Raw genomic sequence first — 16,332 nt, forward strand, 5'->3', positions numbered from 1 at the left:
AACCGGCCGTCCCGGTTTCAACGTGATGACGAATGACCGCCTGACGGTCTCAGGTCGATAACAGCTGTCGGTGAACGGTTTGCCAGAACGAAATTCACAGTGATCATCTTTGCCAAATCAATTTCCTTCCGGTTGGCAATCACCTCACCAAGGAGGAGGCAGCGGACTTCTACAACGAGGGCTGGATCATGGAGCCGGGCAGTCTGCCTGACGCGTCACTGATCCCCTCCTCCGAGCCCTACAAGCTGAGCAAGTGGGACGCCGGCCAGTCGATCACGTTGACCGCCAACGAGAAGTACTGGGGCGACCCGCCCGCCGTGCAGACCGTGGTCATCCGGTTCATCGCCCAGGACGAGCAGGTCCAGGCTCTGCAGAACGGCTTGGTCAACATCATCGAACCGCAGTCGAACCCCGACCTGCTCAACCAGGCGGCCCTGACCGATCGGGGTAACGGCCACCCGGTGGCGTGCCACTTCGCCGCCACCGATCTGACCGTCCTCTGATCCGCTTGGGTCGCGCGCGGCGGGGGCGCTCACGCTACAGCTGGGTCCGTCGCGCAGGTCAGCGTGTCCTTCAGCAGGGCGGTCGCGGCGCCGAGCGGGCTGGACGCACCACCGCTCACGGTCACCACACCGATCTCGCCGCAGTCGTACGACACCGCCTTCTCCGGGCCGGCGATCGCGGCGAGCGGATCGGTCTCCCCCAGCCGCTCCAGCTGGACGCTCACCAGACCGGGCCGGTCGACGGACGCGACGGCGACGGCCCGCAGCCGGGTGCCGGCACGGCGTGCGGCGACCGCTTCCTCGGCGGTCGCCGCGGTGATCGGGGCGAGGTCGGTGTCGAGCGTCGAGACGTCCCAGTCCCACAGCAGGCCGGCGAGGATGCGTACCTTCCCAGCGGCGTCCGCTCCTGACAGGTCCGCGGCGGTATCGGCCTCCGCAATGCCGCGTTGACGGGCGTCCGCGACCGCCTCGGCGAGGCTCGCGCCGTCGCCCATCCGGTCCACCACGTAGGTGCTCGTGCCGTTCAGGCAGGCACGTACGGCGCGGATGTCGTAGCCCAGCAAGGCATGTCGCGCGACGTCGGCGGCGGGCAGGGCGGCGCCAGTGGTGGCCGAGACCCCGAAGCCGAGCCCCGCGTCCGCGCTGGCGCGGCGGAGCCGGCGCCAATGCGCGAGGACGTGACACTTGGTCGCCGTGACCACGTGCGCGCCGAGCCGCCAGGCCGTGAGCGCCTCCTCTGCCGCCACGGCGGCGAACCCGGGATCGGATGGGTACGCCTGAACGACGACCCGCGCGCCGGTCGCCACGATGAGCCGCGCCAGTGGGACCCGCGGGCCCCACTCCGACCGCGGCGGAACGTTTGGGCCCGCAAGCTGGCATTGCGTGCTGCGGCCCGTCACAGCCGCGATGCGGAGGCGGTAGGCGTACCGCTGCTCAAGGGCATCCGAACGGCCACGCACCAGCCGGACGTACGCCTGACCGACAGGGCCGTACCCGACCAGCACGATCGGGACATCGAGAACGCTCACGAACCCAGCACAGGTCCCACCGGGCACGTTGTCAAGATCTCATTGCCCTGCTCGGTGACGAGGACCGTGGCGGAGAATCCGATCCCACCGACACCTTCCAGCCGAAGGGTCGGCACGACATGGACAACCATGCGGGGCTGGAACTCCCGGTGTTCGGTCTCCTTCAACGACAGCAGGTGACCCTCACCCCAGTCGGGCGCGAACGCGATTCCTACCGAATATCCGCTGCGCTTTCGGTAGGTGTGAAGCATCCCGTGGTCGCCGATGACCCGGCGGCAGGTCTCGTGCGCCTGCGCCGGCGTGGCGCCCGGACGCACCATCTCAACCGTCGCCTGCCTGGCGGCCGCGCAGGCCTCCGCCATCCGAGCCAGGTCACCCGTCAGACGGCCGTGCCACACGGTGTGCATGAGCGGCGCGTGGTACCGATCCCGGCTGGCGGCCATTTCCAGGAGGACCGGCTCGTCTCGCGCGACCACGCGATCGGTCCAGCTGGCGTGGATGGTCCCTGACCGTGGACCGGACGCGACGAAGGGTTCCATACCGAAGTACTCCGACCCGTACGACACAAGTCCGGCGAAAGCTGCCGCCGCGATGTCCCGTTCCCGGGCACCGACCTGAACCGCCTCCACCGCTGCCAGCATCCCGGCGTTCGTCACCGTGGCCGCCGCACGGATCTTCGCGATCTCCGTGTCAGACTTGAGGACTCGCAGCTCCGCCAGCACCCCGTCGAGCGCGAACGGCTTGTCGTGCTTGACGCCGCCGAGCTGCGCCGCCAACCGCGCGTGCGCGACCGGAGGAAGGAACCAGGAGTTCTCCTCCAGGCCCACGATCCGGGCGTCTGGAACCAACTCCCGCACCAGATCGACCGTCGCCCCGAGCGGGTCTAGGGCATCCGGGTAGCCGTGGATCTGCTGCAGATGGGTCGTGGCCCGGGCGTTGACCGTTTCGGTTTCCCGGGTGAGGACCGCCGGCTCTCCCGTTGCCGGGACCACCAGGCACTGGTAGGTGTAATAGCCGGGCGTCGCATGGCCACTCAGATAGCAGACGTTCTCCGGGGTGTGCACAACGGCAACGTCAACACCTTCTTGACGCAGGACCGCTTGCAGTCGGTCAACCCGGGACCCGAACTCCTCGGCCGGGAACGCTGGACTCATGGGGACAACCTCTCGACTCGCTGGTGTTTCAGATCGGTACGCCGATCCCGCAGGTAGGTAAGGTCACGGCGGACGGTGTGGACGCGCGCGGATTCGATGGCGACGACGGCGATCCCCTGCTCGGGCGCGACCTCGGCCAGTAGGGAGCCGCGTGGGTCATAGACAGCGCTGCGCCCGAAGAAGTCCAGCCCGTCGATCTCGCCGACGGCGTTCGCGACCGCCACATAGACGCCGTTCTCGACGGCGCGCGCCGGGTGGTAGATGTCGTAACGGCTCTCCTGGTCGCCGTGACAGAACGCCGAGGCGAACACCATCACGTCCACTGGAGGATCGGCGGTCGCGTACGCGCGGACGAACTCCGGAAACCCTTCGTCATAACAGATCCCGACGCCGAGAACGATCCCGCCGATCTCGAGCCGGAGCAACCCGCCCCCGGGCACGAAGACGTCCCGTTCCCCTTCCCACAGGTGCGCCTTGTGATAGGTCGCGATCCGCATACCCGCGCCGTCGAACACCACCGCCGCGTTGGACAACCCGCCATTCCGGCGTACGGCTGCGCCGACCAGGAGAGCGGTCCCCGCCTGCCGGCAGGCCTGTCCCAAAGCCGCGAGCAGAGGCCCGCTGAGGTCGACGGCATACCTGTCGGGTTGGGCCGCGAGTCCCGCCAGGTCGTACCCGCACAGGAAGAGTTCCGGCAGGACCAGGAGGCGGGCGCCGGCCCGGCCAGCCCCGATCACCAGCTCCGCCGCCTTCTCGGCGTTCACGGCGACGTCGCCTGGCACGCTCGGCGCCTGCCCGACCGCCAGGAGGATCGATGGCGGGGGCGTCACCTCCACCATGCCCCCTCGTGGCGCAGGAGTTCGCGCAGGATCGCCTCATATCCACGTACTCCGCATCGAAGGTCGTCGAGTGCCACCGACTCGTCGACCGCGTGCATGACCTCGAGTTCGCCGGGACCGACCACCAGGCAGGGAATCCCCGCCGCACGAAAATGTGTCATGTCGCAGTTGACGACCAGCCCGCCAAGCTCTGGTGACAGGCCCGCGCCCGCAAGGCCGAGTTGACAGGCCACCACGAACGGATGGTCCGCCGGGGTCTCCGACGGCCCGCCGGTGCTGGGAGCACATGCGGAGATCCGGGCCTGCGCCGGCGCGTGCTCGGCGTTGAACCGCTCGAGGATCTGCTCGACCTCCACGAGAGCGTCCCGGTCCGTTTCGCCCGGCACCAGCCGCCGGTCGAGCGTGAGGCGGCAGCGTTCAGGCACCGCGTTTGGCGCCTCTCCACCCTCGACCAGGACCGGCGTGACCGTCGGCGCTCCGACCAGGGGGTGGCTCCGCCCGGCGAGCACACCGGCGTAGTCGGTGATCAGCTCCACAAGCTGGGCGGCGTGCACGATCGCGTTCACGCCGTTGTGCGGTGTCGCAGCGTGCGCGGCGACACCCGTCACCTCGATGACCGGACGCACCGATCCCTTGTGTGCGGTGAAAAGCCGGCCACCGGTGGGCTCCCCGACGATCGCCGCGTCCGGCCGGTGGTCGGTCAGCAGCCGCCGCGCGCCGGTGCTCCCGACCTCCTCATCGACCACAGCCGTGTAGACGAGAGTGCCGGAGAGCCCGGCCGCTTCCTCGAGCAGTCCGAGGGCGGCGACTGCCATCGCCGCCAGACTCCCCTTGGCGTCGGCCGCACCCCGCCCGTAGAGCCGACCGTCCCGTTGCGTGGGTTCGAACGGCGGCGACGTCCAACCCGGCCCGGCCGGAACGACGTCCAGGTGCGAGTTCAGCATCACGGTCGGCCCGCCGGAGCCAAACTCCGCCCGGGCAATGAGGTTCGGGCGCCCTGGCGCCACCTCGTCGAGCTCGACATCGAAGCCGCCCTGGCGCAGGACGTCCGCCAGAAGTCCGGCGGCACCGGCCTCGTTGCCGGCTGGATTGGTCGTGTCGAGTGCCACCAGATCACAGAGGAGCCCCACCACATCGGGGATCTGGGCAGAAGTCATCGCATCCTCACGAGGGTTTCGTCTGTCAGGTTCACGTTGACACCGAGGCCAACCCCCCGTGGCACCACGACGGCACCGGCGCGCAGCTCCAACGGCCCGGCGACGTCCTCGGCGACGTTGGCGCATCCCCACAGCTCCGCCATCTCGACGTCGAGGGCGACCGCCAGCTGCGTGGTCGCCGCACAGCCGAGCCGGCCGCAGTCCATCTGGCCGAGCGCCACGCCAAGACCGAGCTCGCGCGCCACCTCGACTGCCCGGAATAGCTCGTCGACCGTCCCGCACTTCTCCAGCTTGAGGTGTACGCCGTTGACCGCGCCGGCCGCGGCCAGGCGCCGTACCGAGCTGGCGTCCCCCGCGCTCTCGTCCGCGTACACCGGGACCTTCCCCGCCGCGCGTACCCGCGCCATCGCGTCGTCGTCACCGGCCGGTGTCGGCTGTTCGATCCAGGCGACGTCGGCCGATACCAACCAGGGCAGGGCGGCCAGCGCCCGCTCGACATCCCAGGCCCCGTTGGCGTCCGCGAGCAACACCGTCCGCGGGCCGGCGGCCGCGCGTACCGCCGCCAGCCGGTCGGCGTCAACGCCCGCTTGCGGGTGACCGACCCGCACCTTGATCCGGGCGAACCCCTCGGCTACCGCGGCAGCCGCCCTGGCCGCGGCTTCCTCCGGCGTACCAAAGCCAATCTGCGCGTGGGTGGGCATCGCGTCGACGATCGGGACCTGACCACGGTGGCCAAGATGCTGGGCGAAGGAGACACCGGCCTGCCGGGCGGCGGCGTCGCGGCAGGCGAGATCGAAGCCCATCGCGGCAAGCCTTGAACGCTTCAGCAGCCTGGGCAGGATCGCCGGTGGGCCAAGCTCCGCTGCGAGTTCGGCGTACGCGGCGAGGACGTCATCGGCTGTCTCGCCGGTCGCGTACGCGCCGTTGCCCCGGATCTCGGCCCATCCGCTCCCACCGTCGCGCAAGCGCACGTTGACGAACACCTCATCCAGGTGGTGGGCGTCAACCCGGGCATGACGCAGTGAAACCCGCAACGGGAGGGCGATCCGGTGGACGCTGAAGGCCGCCACCTCGCTCGACCGTGCCACCTCAGCGGATTTCAAAATGCCCCACGACCTCGAGCAGCCGGTCGAGAGCCGGCGCCCAGACAGACTCGTCCTGCGCGAAGCACAGCCGCATATGCCCAAGGCCCGACGGCCCGAACTGGTAGCCCGGGTTGACGACAATGCCCGCGTCCTTCTTCAACGCCAGCGCGATCCGCTGATCGCTGGTGTCGACAAGGACCTCGGGGAAGACGTACGCCGTCCCCCACGCGGGACGGACCCGCATCACCCGCGAGGCGTTGATCGCCTCGACCGTCATGTCGCGCAGGGATTGGTACTCCTTCAGGCGATTCCGCAGGAACTCCCCATCGTCGGCCAACCAGTGCGTCAACAGATGCTGGGCGTACGCGGGTGCCCGCAGAGCCGTCACGGACTGGACGTCCTCCATCCGGTCGACAATCTCCCTCGGCCCGACCGCGACGCCGAGGCGATAACCCGAAAGAGACTCGGTCTTGGACGGGCCCAGCAGCGTGACCGTGCGTCCGGCCATCCCGGGCACCGCCGCGAGATGGTGGAACTCCTCGCCGTCGTAGACCAGACGGCAGTACAACTGGTCGGCTAGCACGAGAATGTCGTGATCCTGCGCGGCCCGCGCGATCCGCTCGATGGTCTCCTGGTCGTAGATCGCGCCGGTCGGGTTGTTGGGATGGCTGAAGACCATCAACCGCGGCTTGCGTTCGCACGCTTTCTCGAACGCCGACCAGTCCAGGGTGGGGCGTCCCTCGTCCGGAACCACCATGGGAACCCGCAGGACCTCGGCCCCGAAATACCGCAGCATCCGCTCGGTCGAGAGGTAGTCGGGATCGGGAAGGACGACAACATCGCCCGGTGAGAGGATCGCGGCCAGCGCGATGAACAACGCACCCTGGGTGCCGGGCGTCAGGATGACGTCGGCGTCTCCGGTGCTCGGCAGCCCGAACTCCCGCTCGACGTTGGCCGCGACGGTCTCACGCACCGCGCGGTCACCGCGATAGGGCGTGTACGTCATCCCGCCGCCGCCCGCTGCCGCTGTGAAGCTCGGGAGCGCCCAGTCAGGTGCGGGGAACCGGTGCGTGTCGGCATAGGTCACGTCCAGCAGCGGCGTGCGCCCAGGCGCGTTCTCCAGTTCGCGTTCGGCCTCCCGCAGCGACATTCCCAACACCTCACGGAGTTCGGGTAGCGCCAGCCGGTCGATCGACGCGGGCACGTGCGTTTCTATCGTTCTCACCTCTCGATGTACTGCGGTCATGCGGATGGATCTGGTCGTTTCTGGTCTTCGGTCCGGCCTTGGAGTTCTGGAAGCAGGCGGTTGAGGGCTGTGATCCCGCCACGAACGTGGTCGCGGGTCACCGCGCGCATCCGGTCGGCGTCGCGGGCGCGAAGGGCGTCGATCATCGCCGCGTGCTCGCGAAGGGACGTCGTGGCCCGGTCAAGATCCGAGAGGTACATCGCGATGTAGCGGTCGCTGAGGGTCCGCAGGCGTTCAAGGACCTCAAGTGAATGCGGCATCTGGGCGAGTCCGTAGATCGCGCTGTGGAACTGCCGGTCGAGAAGGGCGAACCTTGCGAGGTCCCCGCGTTCGGTCACCCACCGCTGCTCCTCGACGATCTCGACGAGCTCGTCGAGATCCTTGTCTGTCACGGCTTCGACCGCGGCACCCCCGAGCAGCACCTCCATCGCCTCGCGCCCGGCGTACACATCCCGGGCGTCGGCGAGGGAGACCGGCGTGATCATCCACCGTTGGTGCGGCCGATCGACCACCAGCCCTTCGGCCGCGAGCCGTACCAACGCCTGCCGCAGCGGGACCCGACTGATCCCGAGTTCAGTGGCCAGGCCCTCCTGGTCGAGGGTCTGCTGGGGCGCCAGCCGGCCAGCGAGGATCCATTCCCGAAGACGCAGGTAGGCCCAGTCCTGCTTGCGCCACGACATGGGTAGCTGCGCGGGCGCGGAAGGAGGTAGCGGCATGGGAGCTCCGTTTCAGGACGTCTCGGTCAGGCGTGGCACGGGTCAGTGCGCGAGGATCTGCGCGAGGAAGTGTTGCGTACGCGCGTGACGAGGCCGGTCGAACGTCTCCTCCGTCGGCCCCTCCTCGATGATCTGGCCCGCGTCCATGAACACCACCCGGTCGGCCGAGCGCCGCGCGAAGCCCATCTCGTGTGTCACCACCACGATCGTCATGCCCTCGGCGGCCAGCGCCCGCATCACTTCGAGAACCTCCCTGGTGAACTCCGGGTCCAGTGCGCTCGTGGGTTCGTCGAACAACATCACCGCCGGTCGCATCGCCAACGCTCGCGCGATCGCCACCCGCTGCTGCTGGCCACCGGAGAGCTCGAACGGGTAGTGGTCAACCTTCTCGGCCAGGCCGACCTTCACGAGTAGGTCACGCGCCTCGGCCTCGGCCTGTGCGGCGGGGATACCGCGTACCCGTCTGGGTGCGAGCGTGACGTTCTCCAGCGCCGTCATGTGGGGGAAGAGGTTGAACTGCTGGAACACCATGCCGATCTCGCCGCGCAGAGGTTTGGGCTGCTCCCCCGCGGCAGCGAACCGCGTGCCACGGAAGGAGATCTCACCCGTCTGCACCGGCTCCAGGCCGGCGAGACAGCGCAGCATCGTGGACTTCCCCGCACCCGAGGGCCCAAGGATCACCACGGACTCACCCTCGCGGATGCCAAGCGTCACGTCCTTGACCACGGCCGCTCCGTGGTAGCTGCGGGTGATCCCGTCAGCCCGCAGCAGCGTTGGCGAGGTGGTCATCGTCATCAGTTGCCTCCCGTCGTCGCGGGCATCACGGGCGGTGTCAAGGGCCCCTTGCGGCGAGCCGAGGCACGTCTCGTCACATCAAGTCGGCGTTCGACCGCGTTGACAGCAAGGGTGAACAGCGTGGTGAGTACGAGATAGTGGATCGCCGCGGCGACCAACGTGTTGACATAGTCGAAGTTCGCCGCGGCGATCCGCTGGGCCGACAGCAGTAGGTCCTGGACCGCCACCACGGAGGCCAGCGCCGAGGTCTTGAGCATGCCGATGAACTGGTTACCGGTCGGCGGCAGGATCACCCGCGCCGCCTGCGGCAGCACCACCCAGCGCAGGATCTGGCGTTCGGACAAACCCAACATGTGCGCGGCGGTGCGCTGTCCGCGGTCGACCGACAGCAAGCCCGCCCGGATGATCTCCGCCATGTAGGCCGCTTCGTTCATGCTCAACGCGATCACCGCACAGGTGAACGGCGAGAACCGCAGGCCCCAACCCGGTAACACGTTGAAGACGAAGATCAGCTGGAGCAGGACCGGCGTTCCTCGAAACAGCCAGATGTAACCGTTGGCCAGCCATCGTGCCGGCGCGACCGAACTGGTCTTGACCAGTCCGAGCAGCAGGCCGCCGACGATACCCAGAACCATGGAGACCACGGTCAGGGCAAGGGTGATTCCCGCTGACTGGAAGAAGGTCGCGGAGAACACGTAGTCGAGGAACGACACAGAAGACTCCCGTCGTCAGACGCGTGACGTGCTCGGCTCCACTGTGGAGCGGTCAGCCCTTCTTGAAGTAGTTGACCTCGGGCGGCAGGTGATACTTCTCCAGCAACTTGCCGTACTCCCCGCTCGCGACGAACTTGTCGAGCGCCGCCTTGACCGCCTTGGCCGTCTCGGTGTCGCCTTTTCGCACCGCGATGCCGATCTTGGTGCCGAGGTCGAACGTCGCCGCGACCTCAAGCGAACCCTTCTCCTGGGTGATGGTGTACGCCGCTCCCGGCGTCGAGGTGTCGAACGTGTCAGCCCGGCCCGACTTGACCGCCAGCAGCGCGTCCTGGTTCGTCGGCAGCGCCAGGATGTTCATCGCCGGCTTGCCGGCCGCCTTGAGCTGCTTGTTGAACTCGTTCATGTACTGCTCGCCGATGGCGCCGCGGGTCACGGCCACCGTCTTGCCGGACAGGTCATCGGGCACCTTCGCGATCTTCTTCGGGTTGCCCTTGGGAACCAGCAGCGACTCACCGATCACCATGTAGGGAACGAAGTCGACGACCTTCTCCCGCTCGGGCTTGATGTACATCGCCGAGTTGATGACGTCGATGCGCCTACCCTGCAGGGCGGGGATGAGGCCGTCGAAGTCGATGTCGAGCGGCTTGGAGTTCAACCCCATGGACGCACCGAGTTTCTGGATCATCTCGATGTCGAAACCGTCGGGCTGGCCGGAGCTGCCCTTGAACTCGAATGGCGGGAAGGATGCGGCCGTGCCGTAGGTCAGGGTGCCGCTCTCGACCAGCTGCGTGGGTGGCGCGACCTCTGCCTTGGAGGTGGATCCACCAGTTGCCCCGTCCGCACCTCCGCAGGCGGCGAGCGCGCCGATGACGGTGAGCGTTCCGAGCGCCGCGATCGTGCGCCTCAACCTTCGAGTTACAACCATGTTTCCTCGTTTTCGCAGGTCAGAGCGTTCTGGATCCCCGCATCCCGTAATCCAGGAATCATGAAGGGTCAGCTGATCGCGGGTCAAGAGTTGAGCCGAAAGTTCACCGGACGGGAGGTGCCGGATCACAACGAGTCAGAGGCCGGTCGGCGTCACGACCGACCGGCCTCCACACCGCTCACCGCGAGGACTGCCGCATAAGAAGGGGAGCGGGCTTACCGAGTTGGAAAGTGAAAAACGAAGTCCCGCGGCTTCTCAGCCGGCATACACAGAATCCAGGCCGGTGGATCCGTCGGCCAGCTTCCTGGCATCGACCGGGCGGCCGGATCGGATGAGTGCCTGGACGTCGTCCTGGACGTCCCACACGTTGACGTTCATGCCCGCGACAACGCGGCCTTGACGAAGCCAGAACGCCACGAACTCCCGCGCCTTCGCCTCTCCGCGAACCACCACGTCGTCATACCCCGACCCCAGGTCCCCGCCGAACTCCATGCCCAGGTCGTACTGATCGGTGAAGAAGAACGGCACCGCGTCATAGGCACCGCCTCCACCCAGCAGGGAACGCCCGGCGGCCGTACCACCGTCCTGCGCGTTCGCCCAGTGCTCCACCCGGATCTGGCGGCCGTACAGCGGCGACTGCCACCGGGCCACGTCACCGGCGGCGAACACGTCGGGGTTGGAGGTCTGGAGGGAGGAGTCTGTCAAGACGCCGTTGTCAACCGCGAGCCCGGCGGCCTCCGCGAGCTCGGTGTTGGGCTGGATCCCGATCCCGACGACCACGACGTCCGCGGGGAGCTCAGTGCCGTCCTCGGTCACGACGGCGCGCACCGATCCTTCAGCACCACGGAATTCCGCGACGCCCTGGCCGAACCGGAACTCCACGCCGTGGTCACGGTGCAGGTCCGCGAAGACGTTGCCCATCTCCGGCCCGAGCACGGCATGCAGCGGCGTCGGGTGCGGCTCGACCACCACCACGTCGGCGCCGTGCGTGCGGGCAGCGGCCGCCGCCTCCAGGCCGATCCACCCGGCGCCCACCACGACCACCCGGGCGCCCGCCGCAAAAGACTCCTTCAGGCGAAGCGAATCCGCCATCGTCCGCAGATACAGCACACCATCGAGGTCGCCACCAGGAACGCGGAGCCGGCGTACGGACGAACCCGTTGTCAAGAGCAGCTTGTCGTAAGGGAGCACGTCGCCGTCGGCCAGCTCCACCTCGTGCCCGCCCGCATCGAGCCGCTGCGCACGCACACCGAGCCGCAGCTCGACCGCATGCTCGGCGTACCACTCCTGGGGATGGACGTACGCCACGGACGGCTCGTCGTTGCCGAGCAGCACCCCCTTGGACAGCGGCGGACGTTCGTACGGCCGTTCGCTCTCCTCACCGACCAACACGATCCGGCCGTCGAATCCCTCGGCACGCAGGGCTTCGGCGGCTCGGGCCCCGGCAAGACTGGCGCCAACGATCACGAACGTGGGAGCGGTGGGCACTGCACACCTCCAGATGATCGGTTTCTGGGCAACCTACCCCGTGAGCGAACCATGCAACGCGACAGCCGAGGCGTCGGTGAGCGACGCCACCTGGTCGACGATCACACGTAGCCGCGCCGCGTCGTCGCCCGCCACCGCGAAGTCGGCGCGGAATGCCGGATCCAGGCCGCGCGGCGCGCACAGGCGGAGGGTCGCGACCAGCCCCTGGATGATCTCCCGCTGCCGCTCGAGGAGGGCGAGGCGTTCGGTGGACCGCATGACGTACCTCGCCGCGATTCCCTTGAGGACAGCGATCTCCAGCCTGGTCTCCCGCGGGACCACGAGGTCGGCGCGGTAACGGGTCAACCTTCCACCGCCGTACGCGGCGTGCGTCGCCTGCTCCGCCGCCGTACAGAACCGGCCGATGAGCTGGCTCGTCAGGTCCTTCAGCACGGCAAGGGAACGCCGATGGCCGTCGTAGTCAGACTCCGGCCAGTACCCGAAGTTCCGCAACCGGTCATAGGCCGCGTCCAGTTCGGCATCCTCGCTGCCCGGGACATACCAGTCGCGGACGACCTCCCAGACGGTCCGGCGTTCGGCCGCGTCGGCGAGGCGGACCAGCGGGAGGCGGCCCGACACCACGCCGTCCTCGACATCATGGACGGAGTACGCCACGTCGTCGGCGAAGTCCATGACCTGCGCCTCCACGCACCGGCGGTCGGGTGCGACCCCCGCGCGGAGCCAGGCGAACACCTCCTGGTCGTCGTCGTACACGCCGAACTTCTGCCCCGCCTCGGCCGGCCGGTCGGCGCGCCGCCAGGGATACTTCGTCGCCGCGTCCAGAGTGGCGCGGGTCAGGTTGAGACCGGCGCTACGACCAGGCTCGCGGGCACCGAGGTCCGCGGCCGCCGTGGGCACGAAGCTCTTGGCCTCCAGCCGGGTGAGCAGCCGCAGGGTCTGGGCATTCCCCTCGAACCCGCCGATCTGCCTCGACACCTCATCGAGTGCGGCCTCGCCGTTGTGACCGAACGGCGGATGCCCGAGGTCGTGCGCGAGACAGGCCGTGTCGACGACGTCGGGATCACAGCCGAGGGCCTGACCGAGTTCGCGACCGACCTGCGCCACCTCGAGGGTGTGGGTGAGGCGGGTACGGACGAAGTCGTCGGTGCCGGGCCCGATGACCTGCGTCTTCGCCGCGAGCCGCCGCAGTGCCGCTGAATGCAGGACCCGCGCGCGGTCGCGGGCGAACGGCGTGCGACCGGCACTCTTCGGGGGCTCGGCGACCCAGCGCTCGACGTCGGGCGGGGTGTAGCCGGTGTCCTCCCGATGGGTATTTCCACGTACCGTCATCGCCGATGACCTTAGCCGCGCTGGCCCGGCCCGTCACGTACGGCCGTCTCCGCGAGACGGCCGGCGCGCCGCCTCCTCCGGAGTACAGTGAGGCCGGGGTTAGATAGGCAAGCCTAACCAAATGATCTCCCCCTCGCCGGGCCGTCCGGGAGGAGGCGGAGCGCGGTGCTCGCGACGTTCGTCATCGGCCTCCGCGAGGCACTGGAAGCGGCGCTGATCGTCGGGATCGTCGCGGCATTCCTACGCCAGCGCGGGCGCGGCGACGCATTGCGGTACGTCTGGCTCGGCGTGTTCGTCGCCGTACTGGCGTGCACCGCGATCGCCAGCGGCCTCGTGATCCTCTCGGCCGAACTCGACAAGCCGGCCCAGGACGGCCTGGAGGCGATCATCAGCCTGGTCGCCGTCGGCATGGTGACCTACATGGTCATCTGGATGCGCCGGCACGCGCGCGACCTCAGGCGGGATCTGGAGGGAGTGGCGTCCGGAGCGCTGGCCAAGGGCTCCGCCTTCGCCCTGGTCGCGATGGCGGTCCTCGCCGTCCTTCGCGAAGGCGTCGAGACCGTGGTCTTCCTGCTCGCGGTGTTCCGGCAGGCCCAGGACCCCGCGCTGGCGGGCGTGGGTGCGATCCTTGGTCTGCTCGTCGCCCTCGCTCTGGGCTACGGCATCTACCGCGGCGGGGTACACCTCAACCTCTCGAGGTTCTTCCGTGCCACCGGCCTGGTACTGGTGCTGGTGGCAGCCGGACTCCTGATGAGCGCCGCTCATGCCGCCCACGAGGCGGGCTGGCTCGACTTCGGCCAGGCTCGCGTGCTCGACCTCAGCTGGCTCGTACGCCCCGGCTCTGTCCGCGAGTCGCTGCTGACCGGCGTACTCGGCCTGCGGGCCAAGCCCGTGCTCATTGAGGTCGTGGTCTGGCTCCTCTACTTCGTACCGCTCGCGCTCTATGTGGCCTGGCCCGCATCGGGCGGGCGCGCCCGTCCCACCACCTCGGACGTTGCCGCGACCTCGGCTCGGGCAGGGCGGCGCCCCTAACCAAGCAAGAGACGAATCAGCTTATCCACAAGGGCTTCTGGGGCCCTGCGGGGTGATCATTTGAGTGATAGGCTCGCACACATGTTCGATCACGGGGTTGTTGATGTGTCGGCGTTGGCTGAGGCCGCGCCCGGTCCTGAGCTTGCCGCCACGCTGGCGGCGATCGATTTGAACGCTGTGAATGGCTATGCGCGGGTCGTGGTGATGCGGGCGTGGCAGCGTCAGGTGTCGTGGGCGTCATGCCGCATGTATGAGGCGATGTCCTACGTGGCGCGGTCACCGATGGGTGGTGAGGACGCGCCGCCGGAGCTTCTTGATACCTGTAGCGAGTTCGCTTCGGTTGAGGTCGGGGCGGCGTTGACGTTGGCGCCGGGTTCGGCTGATCGTGAGCTGTGTTTGGCGCTTGACCTGACCGCCCGGTTGCCTGGTACGCGGGCGGCGTTGGAGGCGGGTCTGATTGATGTGAACAAGGCGCGGGAGATCGCTTCCGAAACCAGCTGCCTGTCAGGCGAGCTTGCCCGTCAGGCCGAGGAGTGGCTCCTGTCGAAAGCGCCGGGGTTAACTCGTCAGCAGATTGAGCGCCGCCTGAAGGCGAAGGTGGTGGCGCTGGATCCGGTGGGTGCCGAGGAACGCCGGAAGGCAGCCAAACGCGAACGCCGCATCAAGTTCAGCGCCGGCGTGAACGGGGTCGCCAGCATCTTCGGCCACGACCTACCGCTGGAGAAAGTCGCCCAAGCGAAGGCATTCATCAAGGAGATNAGTGAGCATCTCAAGGCCGGCGGGGATGACCGCTACCTCGACGAAATCGAAGTCGACGTCTTCCTCGACCTGCTATGTGGTCGGCATCTGGACACCAATGGCATGGCCGTCAAGGTCGAACTCGTCGCCCCACTCGACACCTGGCTCAAAGCCGCCGCGCAGGCCGGCCAGACGGATGAGGGCACTGCCGGCGGTCAGGCTGACGAGGATGCTGGCGATGCCGGGTACGAGCCCGGTGACCTGAAGGACTTCGGACCCGTCTCACCCGAAGTGATTGCCGACATCATCAAAGCCGCCGAAGCAGGCTTCGAGTACTGCTGGACCGTCACCGCCGACGGGGAGGTCGTCTACCACAACCGCAGCGCCTACCGCCCTACAAAGAAGCAGCGGGAATTTGTGCAGGCGAGGGACCGCACCTGCCGCCACCCCGGCTGCGAGCGCGTGGCGGAGAAGTGCGAGGCGGACCACACGTTCGAGCACCGGAACGGCGGAACCACCTGCGCCTGCAACCTGACGATGCTGTGCAAGCGCCACCACCGCGCCAAACACGAAGGCGGCTGGTGGTGGACCCGCCAAGAGCCAGGAACCATGCGAGCACAAAGCCCACTCGGACACACCTACGACGTGGACCCCGAACCCCTACCAGGCGGCCGAATCCCACAACAAGCAAGCCCCGACCAACAGGGACCCGGTCGCCGCACCGTCGCCGACCACCTCACCAACCGGACGGGCCAATGGAACGCAGGCCTCACGAGAGAAGAAGCCGGCACGCCCTTCTAACGACTCGTGCCGAGCCTGCGCCACCTGGGTGCCACCACATGCTAGGCAGAGCACATGAGACGTTTCGTACTCCTCCTAGCACTCTGCGCAACCACCCTGGCCTTCGCGCCAGCCCCGGCGCGACCGGCCGTCAACCCCGACCTGCTCGGATGGCCCGTCCTCGCCAGCGGCGCGTTCCAACCGGCGGATTCTGGAGCCGACGCGTTGACGTACGACAGCACGCTCGCACCCGTCGGCGCCCGCGCCGCGGTCGTCGCCGTGGTGACACCGCTCGGAACGACCACGATCCTGGCCGTCAAGGGGCTTGCGCCCAACCGCGAGTACGGCGCGCACGTGCACGTGAACGCGTGCGGTGCCGACCCGGCGGCGGCTGGTCCGCACGTGCAGTGGCGCGAAGACCCGGTCCAGCCGTCAACGGACCCGAAGTACGCCAACCCGAGCAACGAAATCTGGCTCGACCTCACCACCGACGGGCAGGGCACGGACGTCGCCGCGAGTTCGGTTCGCTGGCCCATCAGCAAGAAGACCGCGGGCTCGGTGGTCATCCACGAGCACCACACCAGTAGGGAACACGGCGAGGCAGGCACAGCAGGCCCTCGACTGGCCTGCATCAACGTTCCCTTCGACCAGGACGGCCGCCACAAGTAGACGTCCAACTCATCCGGTCGTACGACACAAGATCAACCGCTGGGACGACAAGAACGGCGACATCCTCCCCTAGCCTCGAAACCTGACGGGGAAGCGTGTGCGGGCGGCACCGACCTGGTGCCGCCCGCACTCGTC

The 16,332-nt window shown here is 68.2% G+C and carries 16 protein-coding genes; 4 read left to right on the forward strand and 12 right to left on the reverse strand.

Annotated features, from left to right (window positions below; translation table 11 throughout):
- The first annotated feature begins 188 nt into the window (after nucleotides 1-188).
- Nucleotides 189-503, forward strand: a complete 315-nt coding sequence (locus B141_RS0107365) for an ABC transporter substrate-binding protein (protein WP_020574511.1) — start codon at nucleotides 189-191, stop codon at nucleotides 501-503.
- Between the two features lie 29 nt (nucleotides 504-532).
- Here B141_RS0107365 and B141_RS0107370 read toward each other — a convergent pair whose 3' ends face one another.
- The 12 genes from B141_RS0107370 to B141_RS0107430 form a co-directional block, all read right to left on the reverse strand.
- A complete protein-coding gene (locus tag B141_RS0107370) occupies nucleotides 533-1,531 on the reverse strand; it encodes a homoserine dehydrogenase (RefSeq protein ID WP_026256995.1) in 999 nt (332 codons plus the stop codon).
- Nucleotides 1,528-2,685, reverse strand: coding sequence for a M24 family metallopeptidase (locus B141_RS0107375; RefSeq protein WP_020574513.1), 1,158 nt, complete (start codon nucleotides 2,683-2,685; stop codon nucleotides 1,528-1,530). The genes B141_RS0107370 and B141_RS0107375 overlap by 4 nt, the downstream gene beginning before the upstream one ends.
- The gene (locus B141_RS39410; protein WP_020574514.1) at nucleotides 2,682-3,524 is read right to left on the reverse strand and encodes a carbon-nitrogen hydrolase family protein; all 843 of its coding nucleotides are present in this window, start codon (nucleotides 3,522-3,524) and stop codon (nucleotides 2,682-2,684) included. Before B141_RS39410 ends, B141_RS0107375 begins: the two co-directional genes overlap by 4 nt.
- A complete protein-coding gene (locus tag B141_RS0107385) occupies nucleotides 3,512-4,681 on the reverse strand; it encodes a M20 family metallopeptidase (protein ID WP_020574515.1) in 1,170 nt (389 codons plus the stop codon). The genes B141_RS39410 and B141_RS0107385 overlap by 13 nt, the downstream gene beginning before the upstream one ends.
- Nucleotides 4,678-5,769 carry a mandelate racemase/muconate lactonizing enzyme family protein gene (locus B141_RS0107390; RefSeq protein WP_020574516.1) on the reverse strand — a complete coding sequence of 364 codons (1,092 nt, stop codon included), beginning with the start codon at nucleotides 5,767-5,769 and terminating at the stop codon, nucleotides 4,678-4,680. The genes B141_RS0107385 and B141_RS0107390 overlap by 4 nt, the downstream gene beginning before the upstream one ends.
- 1 nt (nucleotide 5,770) lies before the next feature.
- A complete protein-coding gene (locus tag B141_RS0107395) occupies nucleotides 5,771-6,970 on the reverse strand; it encodes a pyridoxal phosphate-dependent aminotransferase (RefSeq protein WP_020574517.1) in 1,200 nt (399 codons plus the stop codon).
- A gap of 38 nt (nucleotides 6,971-7,008) precedes the next feature.
- The gene (locus B141_RS0107400; protein ID WP_020574518.1) at nucleotides 7,009-7,728 is read right to left on the reverse strand and encodes a GntR family transcriptional regulator; all 720 of its coding nucleotides are present in this window, start codon (nucleotides 7,726-7,728) and stop codon (nucleotides 7,009-7,011) included.
- A 42-nt stretch (nucleotides 7,729-7,770) separates the two neighbouring features.
- Nucleotides 7,771-8,523 carry an amino acid ABC transporter ATP-binding protein gene (locus tag B141_RS0107405; protein ID WP_020574519.1) on the reverse strand — a complete coding sequence of 251 codons (753 nt, stop codon included), beginning with the start codon at nucleotides 8,521-8,523 and terminating at the stop codon, nucleotides 7,771-7,773.
- A complete protein-coding gene (locus B141_RS0107410) occupies nucleotides 8,523-9,236 on the reverse strand; it encodes an amino acid ABC transporter permease (protein WP_020574520.1) in 714 nt (237 codons plus the stop codon). Before B141_RS0107410 ends, B141_RS0107405 begins: the two co-directional genes overlap by 1 nt.
- A gap of 52 nt (nucleotides 9,237-9,288) precedes the next feature.
- A complete protein-coding gene (locus B141_RS0107415) occupies nucleotides 9,289-10,161 on the reverse strand; it encodes an ABC transporter substrate-binding protein (RefSeq protein ID WP_157180863.1) in 873 nt (290 codons plus the stop codon).
- A 255-nt stretch (nucleotides 10,162-10,416) separates the two neighbouring features.
- A complete protein-coding gene (locus B141_RS0107425) occupies nucleotides 10,417-11,649 on the reverse strand; it encodes an NAD(P)/FAD-dependent oxidoreductase (RefSeq protein WP_020574523.1) in 1,233 nt (410 codons plus the stop codon).
- A gap of 33 nt (nucleotides 11,650-11,682) precedes the next feature.
- Nucleotides 11,683-12,978, reverse strand: a complete 1,296-nt coding sequence (locus B141_RS0107430; RefSeq protein ID WP_020574524.1) for a deoxyguanosinetriphosphate triphosphohydrolase — start codon at nucleotides 12,976-12,978, stop codon at nucleotides 11,683-11,685.
- A gap of 165 nt (nucleotides 12,979-13,143) precedes the next feature.
- On the opposite strand from B141_RS0107430, the gene efeU reads away from it, so the two are divergent.
- From efeU to B141_RS0107445, 3 genes are all read left to right on the forward strand, one after another.
- The gene (gene efeU / locus B141_RS0107435) at nucleotides 13,144-14,010 is read left to right on the forward strand and encodes an iron uptake transporter permease EfeU (RefSeq protein WP_020574525.1); all 867 of its coding nucleotides are present in this window, start codon (nucleotides 13,144-13,146) and stop codon (nucleotides 14,008-14,010) included.
- Between the two features lie 282 nt (nucleotides 14,011-14,292).
- Complete coding sequence (locus tag B141_RS0107440; RefSeq protein WP_474774982.1) at nucleotides 14,293-15,549, forward strand: HNH endonuclease signature motif containing protein; 1,257 nt, start codon at nucleotides 14,293-14,295, stop codon at nucleotides 15,547-15,549.
- Nucleotides 15,550-15,603: 54 nt separating this feature from the next.
- Nucleotides 15,604-16,197, forward strand: coding sequence for a superoxide dismutase family protein (locus B141_RS0107445; protein WP_020574527.1), 594 nt, complete (start codon nucleotides 15,604-15,606; stop codon nucleotides 16,195-16,197).
- Nucleotides 16,198-16,332 lie beyond the last annotated feature (135 nt).

This window comes from Actinopolymorpha alba DSM 45243, assembly GCF_000373925.1.
GTDB lineage: Bacteria > Actinomycetota > Actinomycetes > Propionibacteriales > Actinopolymorphaceae > Actinopolymorpha > Actinopolymorpha alba.

Excerpts from the sequence above, each read along its gene's own strand:
- B141_RS0107365 (WP_020574511.1), top strand. The coding sequence starts at position 189 with ATGGAGCCGGGCAGTCTGCCTGACGCGTCACTGATCCCCTCCTCCGAG.
- B141_RS0107375 (WP_020574513.1), bottom strand. The coding sequence starts at position 2,685 with ATGAGTCCAGCGTTCCCGGCCGAGGAGTTCGGGTCCCGGGTTGACCGA.
- B141_RS39410 (WP_020574514.1), bottom strand. The coding sequence starts at position 3,524 with ATGGTGGAGGTGACGCCCCCGCCATCGATCCTCCTGGCGGTCGGGCAG.
- B141_RS0107385 (WP_020574515.1), bottom strand. The coding sequence starts at position 4,681 with ATGACTTCTGCCCAGATCCCCGATGTGGTGGGGCTCCTCTGTGATCTG.
- B141_RS0107400 (WP_020574518.1), bottom strand. The coding sequence starts at position 7,728 with ATGCCGCTACCTCCTTCCGCGCCCGCGCAGCTACCCATGTCGTGGCGC.
- B141_RS0107405 (WP_020574519.1), bottom strand. The coding sequence starts at position 8,523 with ATGACGATGACCACCTCGCCAACGCTGCTGCGGGCTGACGGGATCACC.
- B141_RS0107415 (WP_157180863.1), bottom strand. The coding sequence starts at position 10,161 with ATGGTTGTAACTCGAAGGTTGAGGCGCACGATCGCGGCGCTCGGAACG.
- B141_RS0107430 (WP_020574524.1), bottom strand. The coding sequence starts at position 12,978 with ATGACGGTACGTGGAAATACCCATCGGGAGGACACCGGCTACACCCCG.
- B141_RS0107445 (WP_020574527.1), top strand. The coding sequence starts at position 15,604 with ATGAGACGTTTCGTACTCCTCCTAGCACTCTGCGCAACCACCCTGGCC.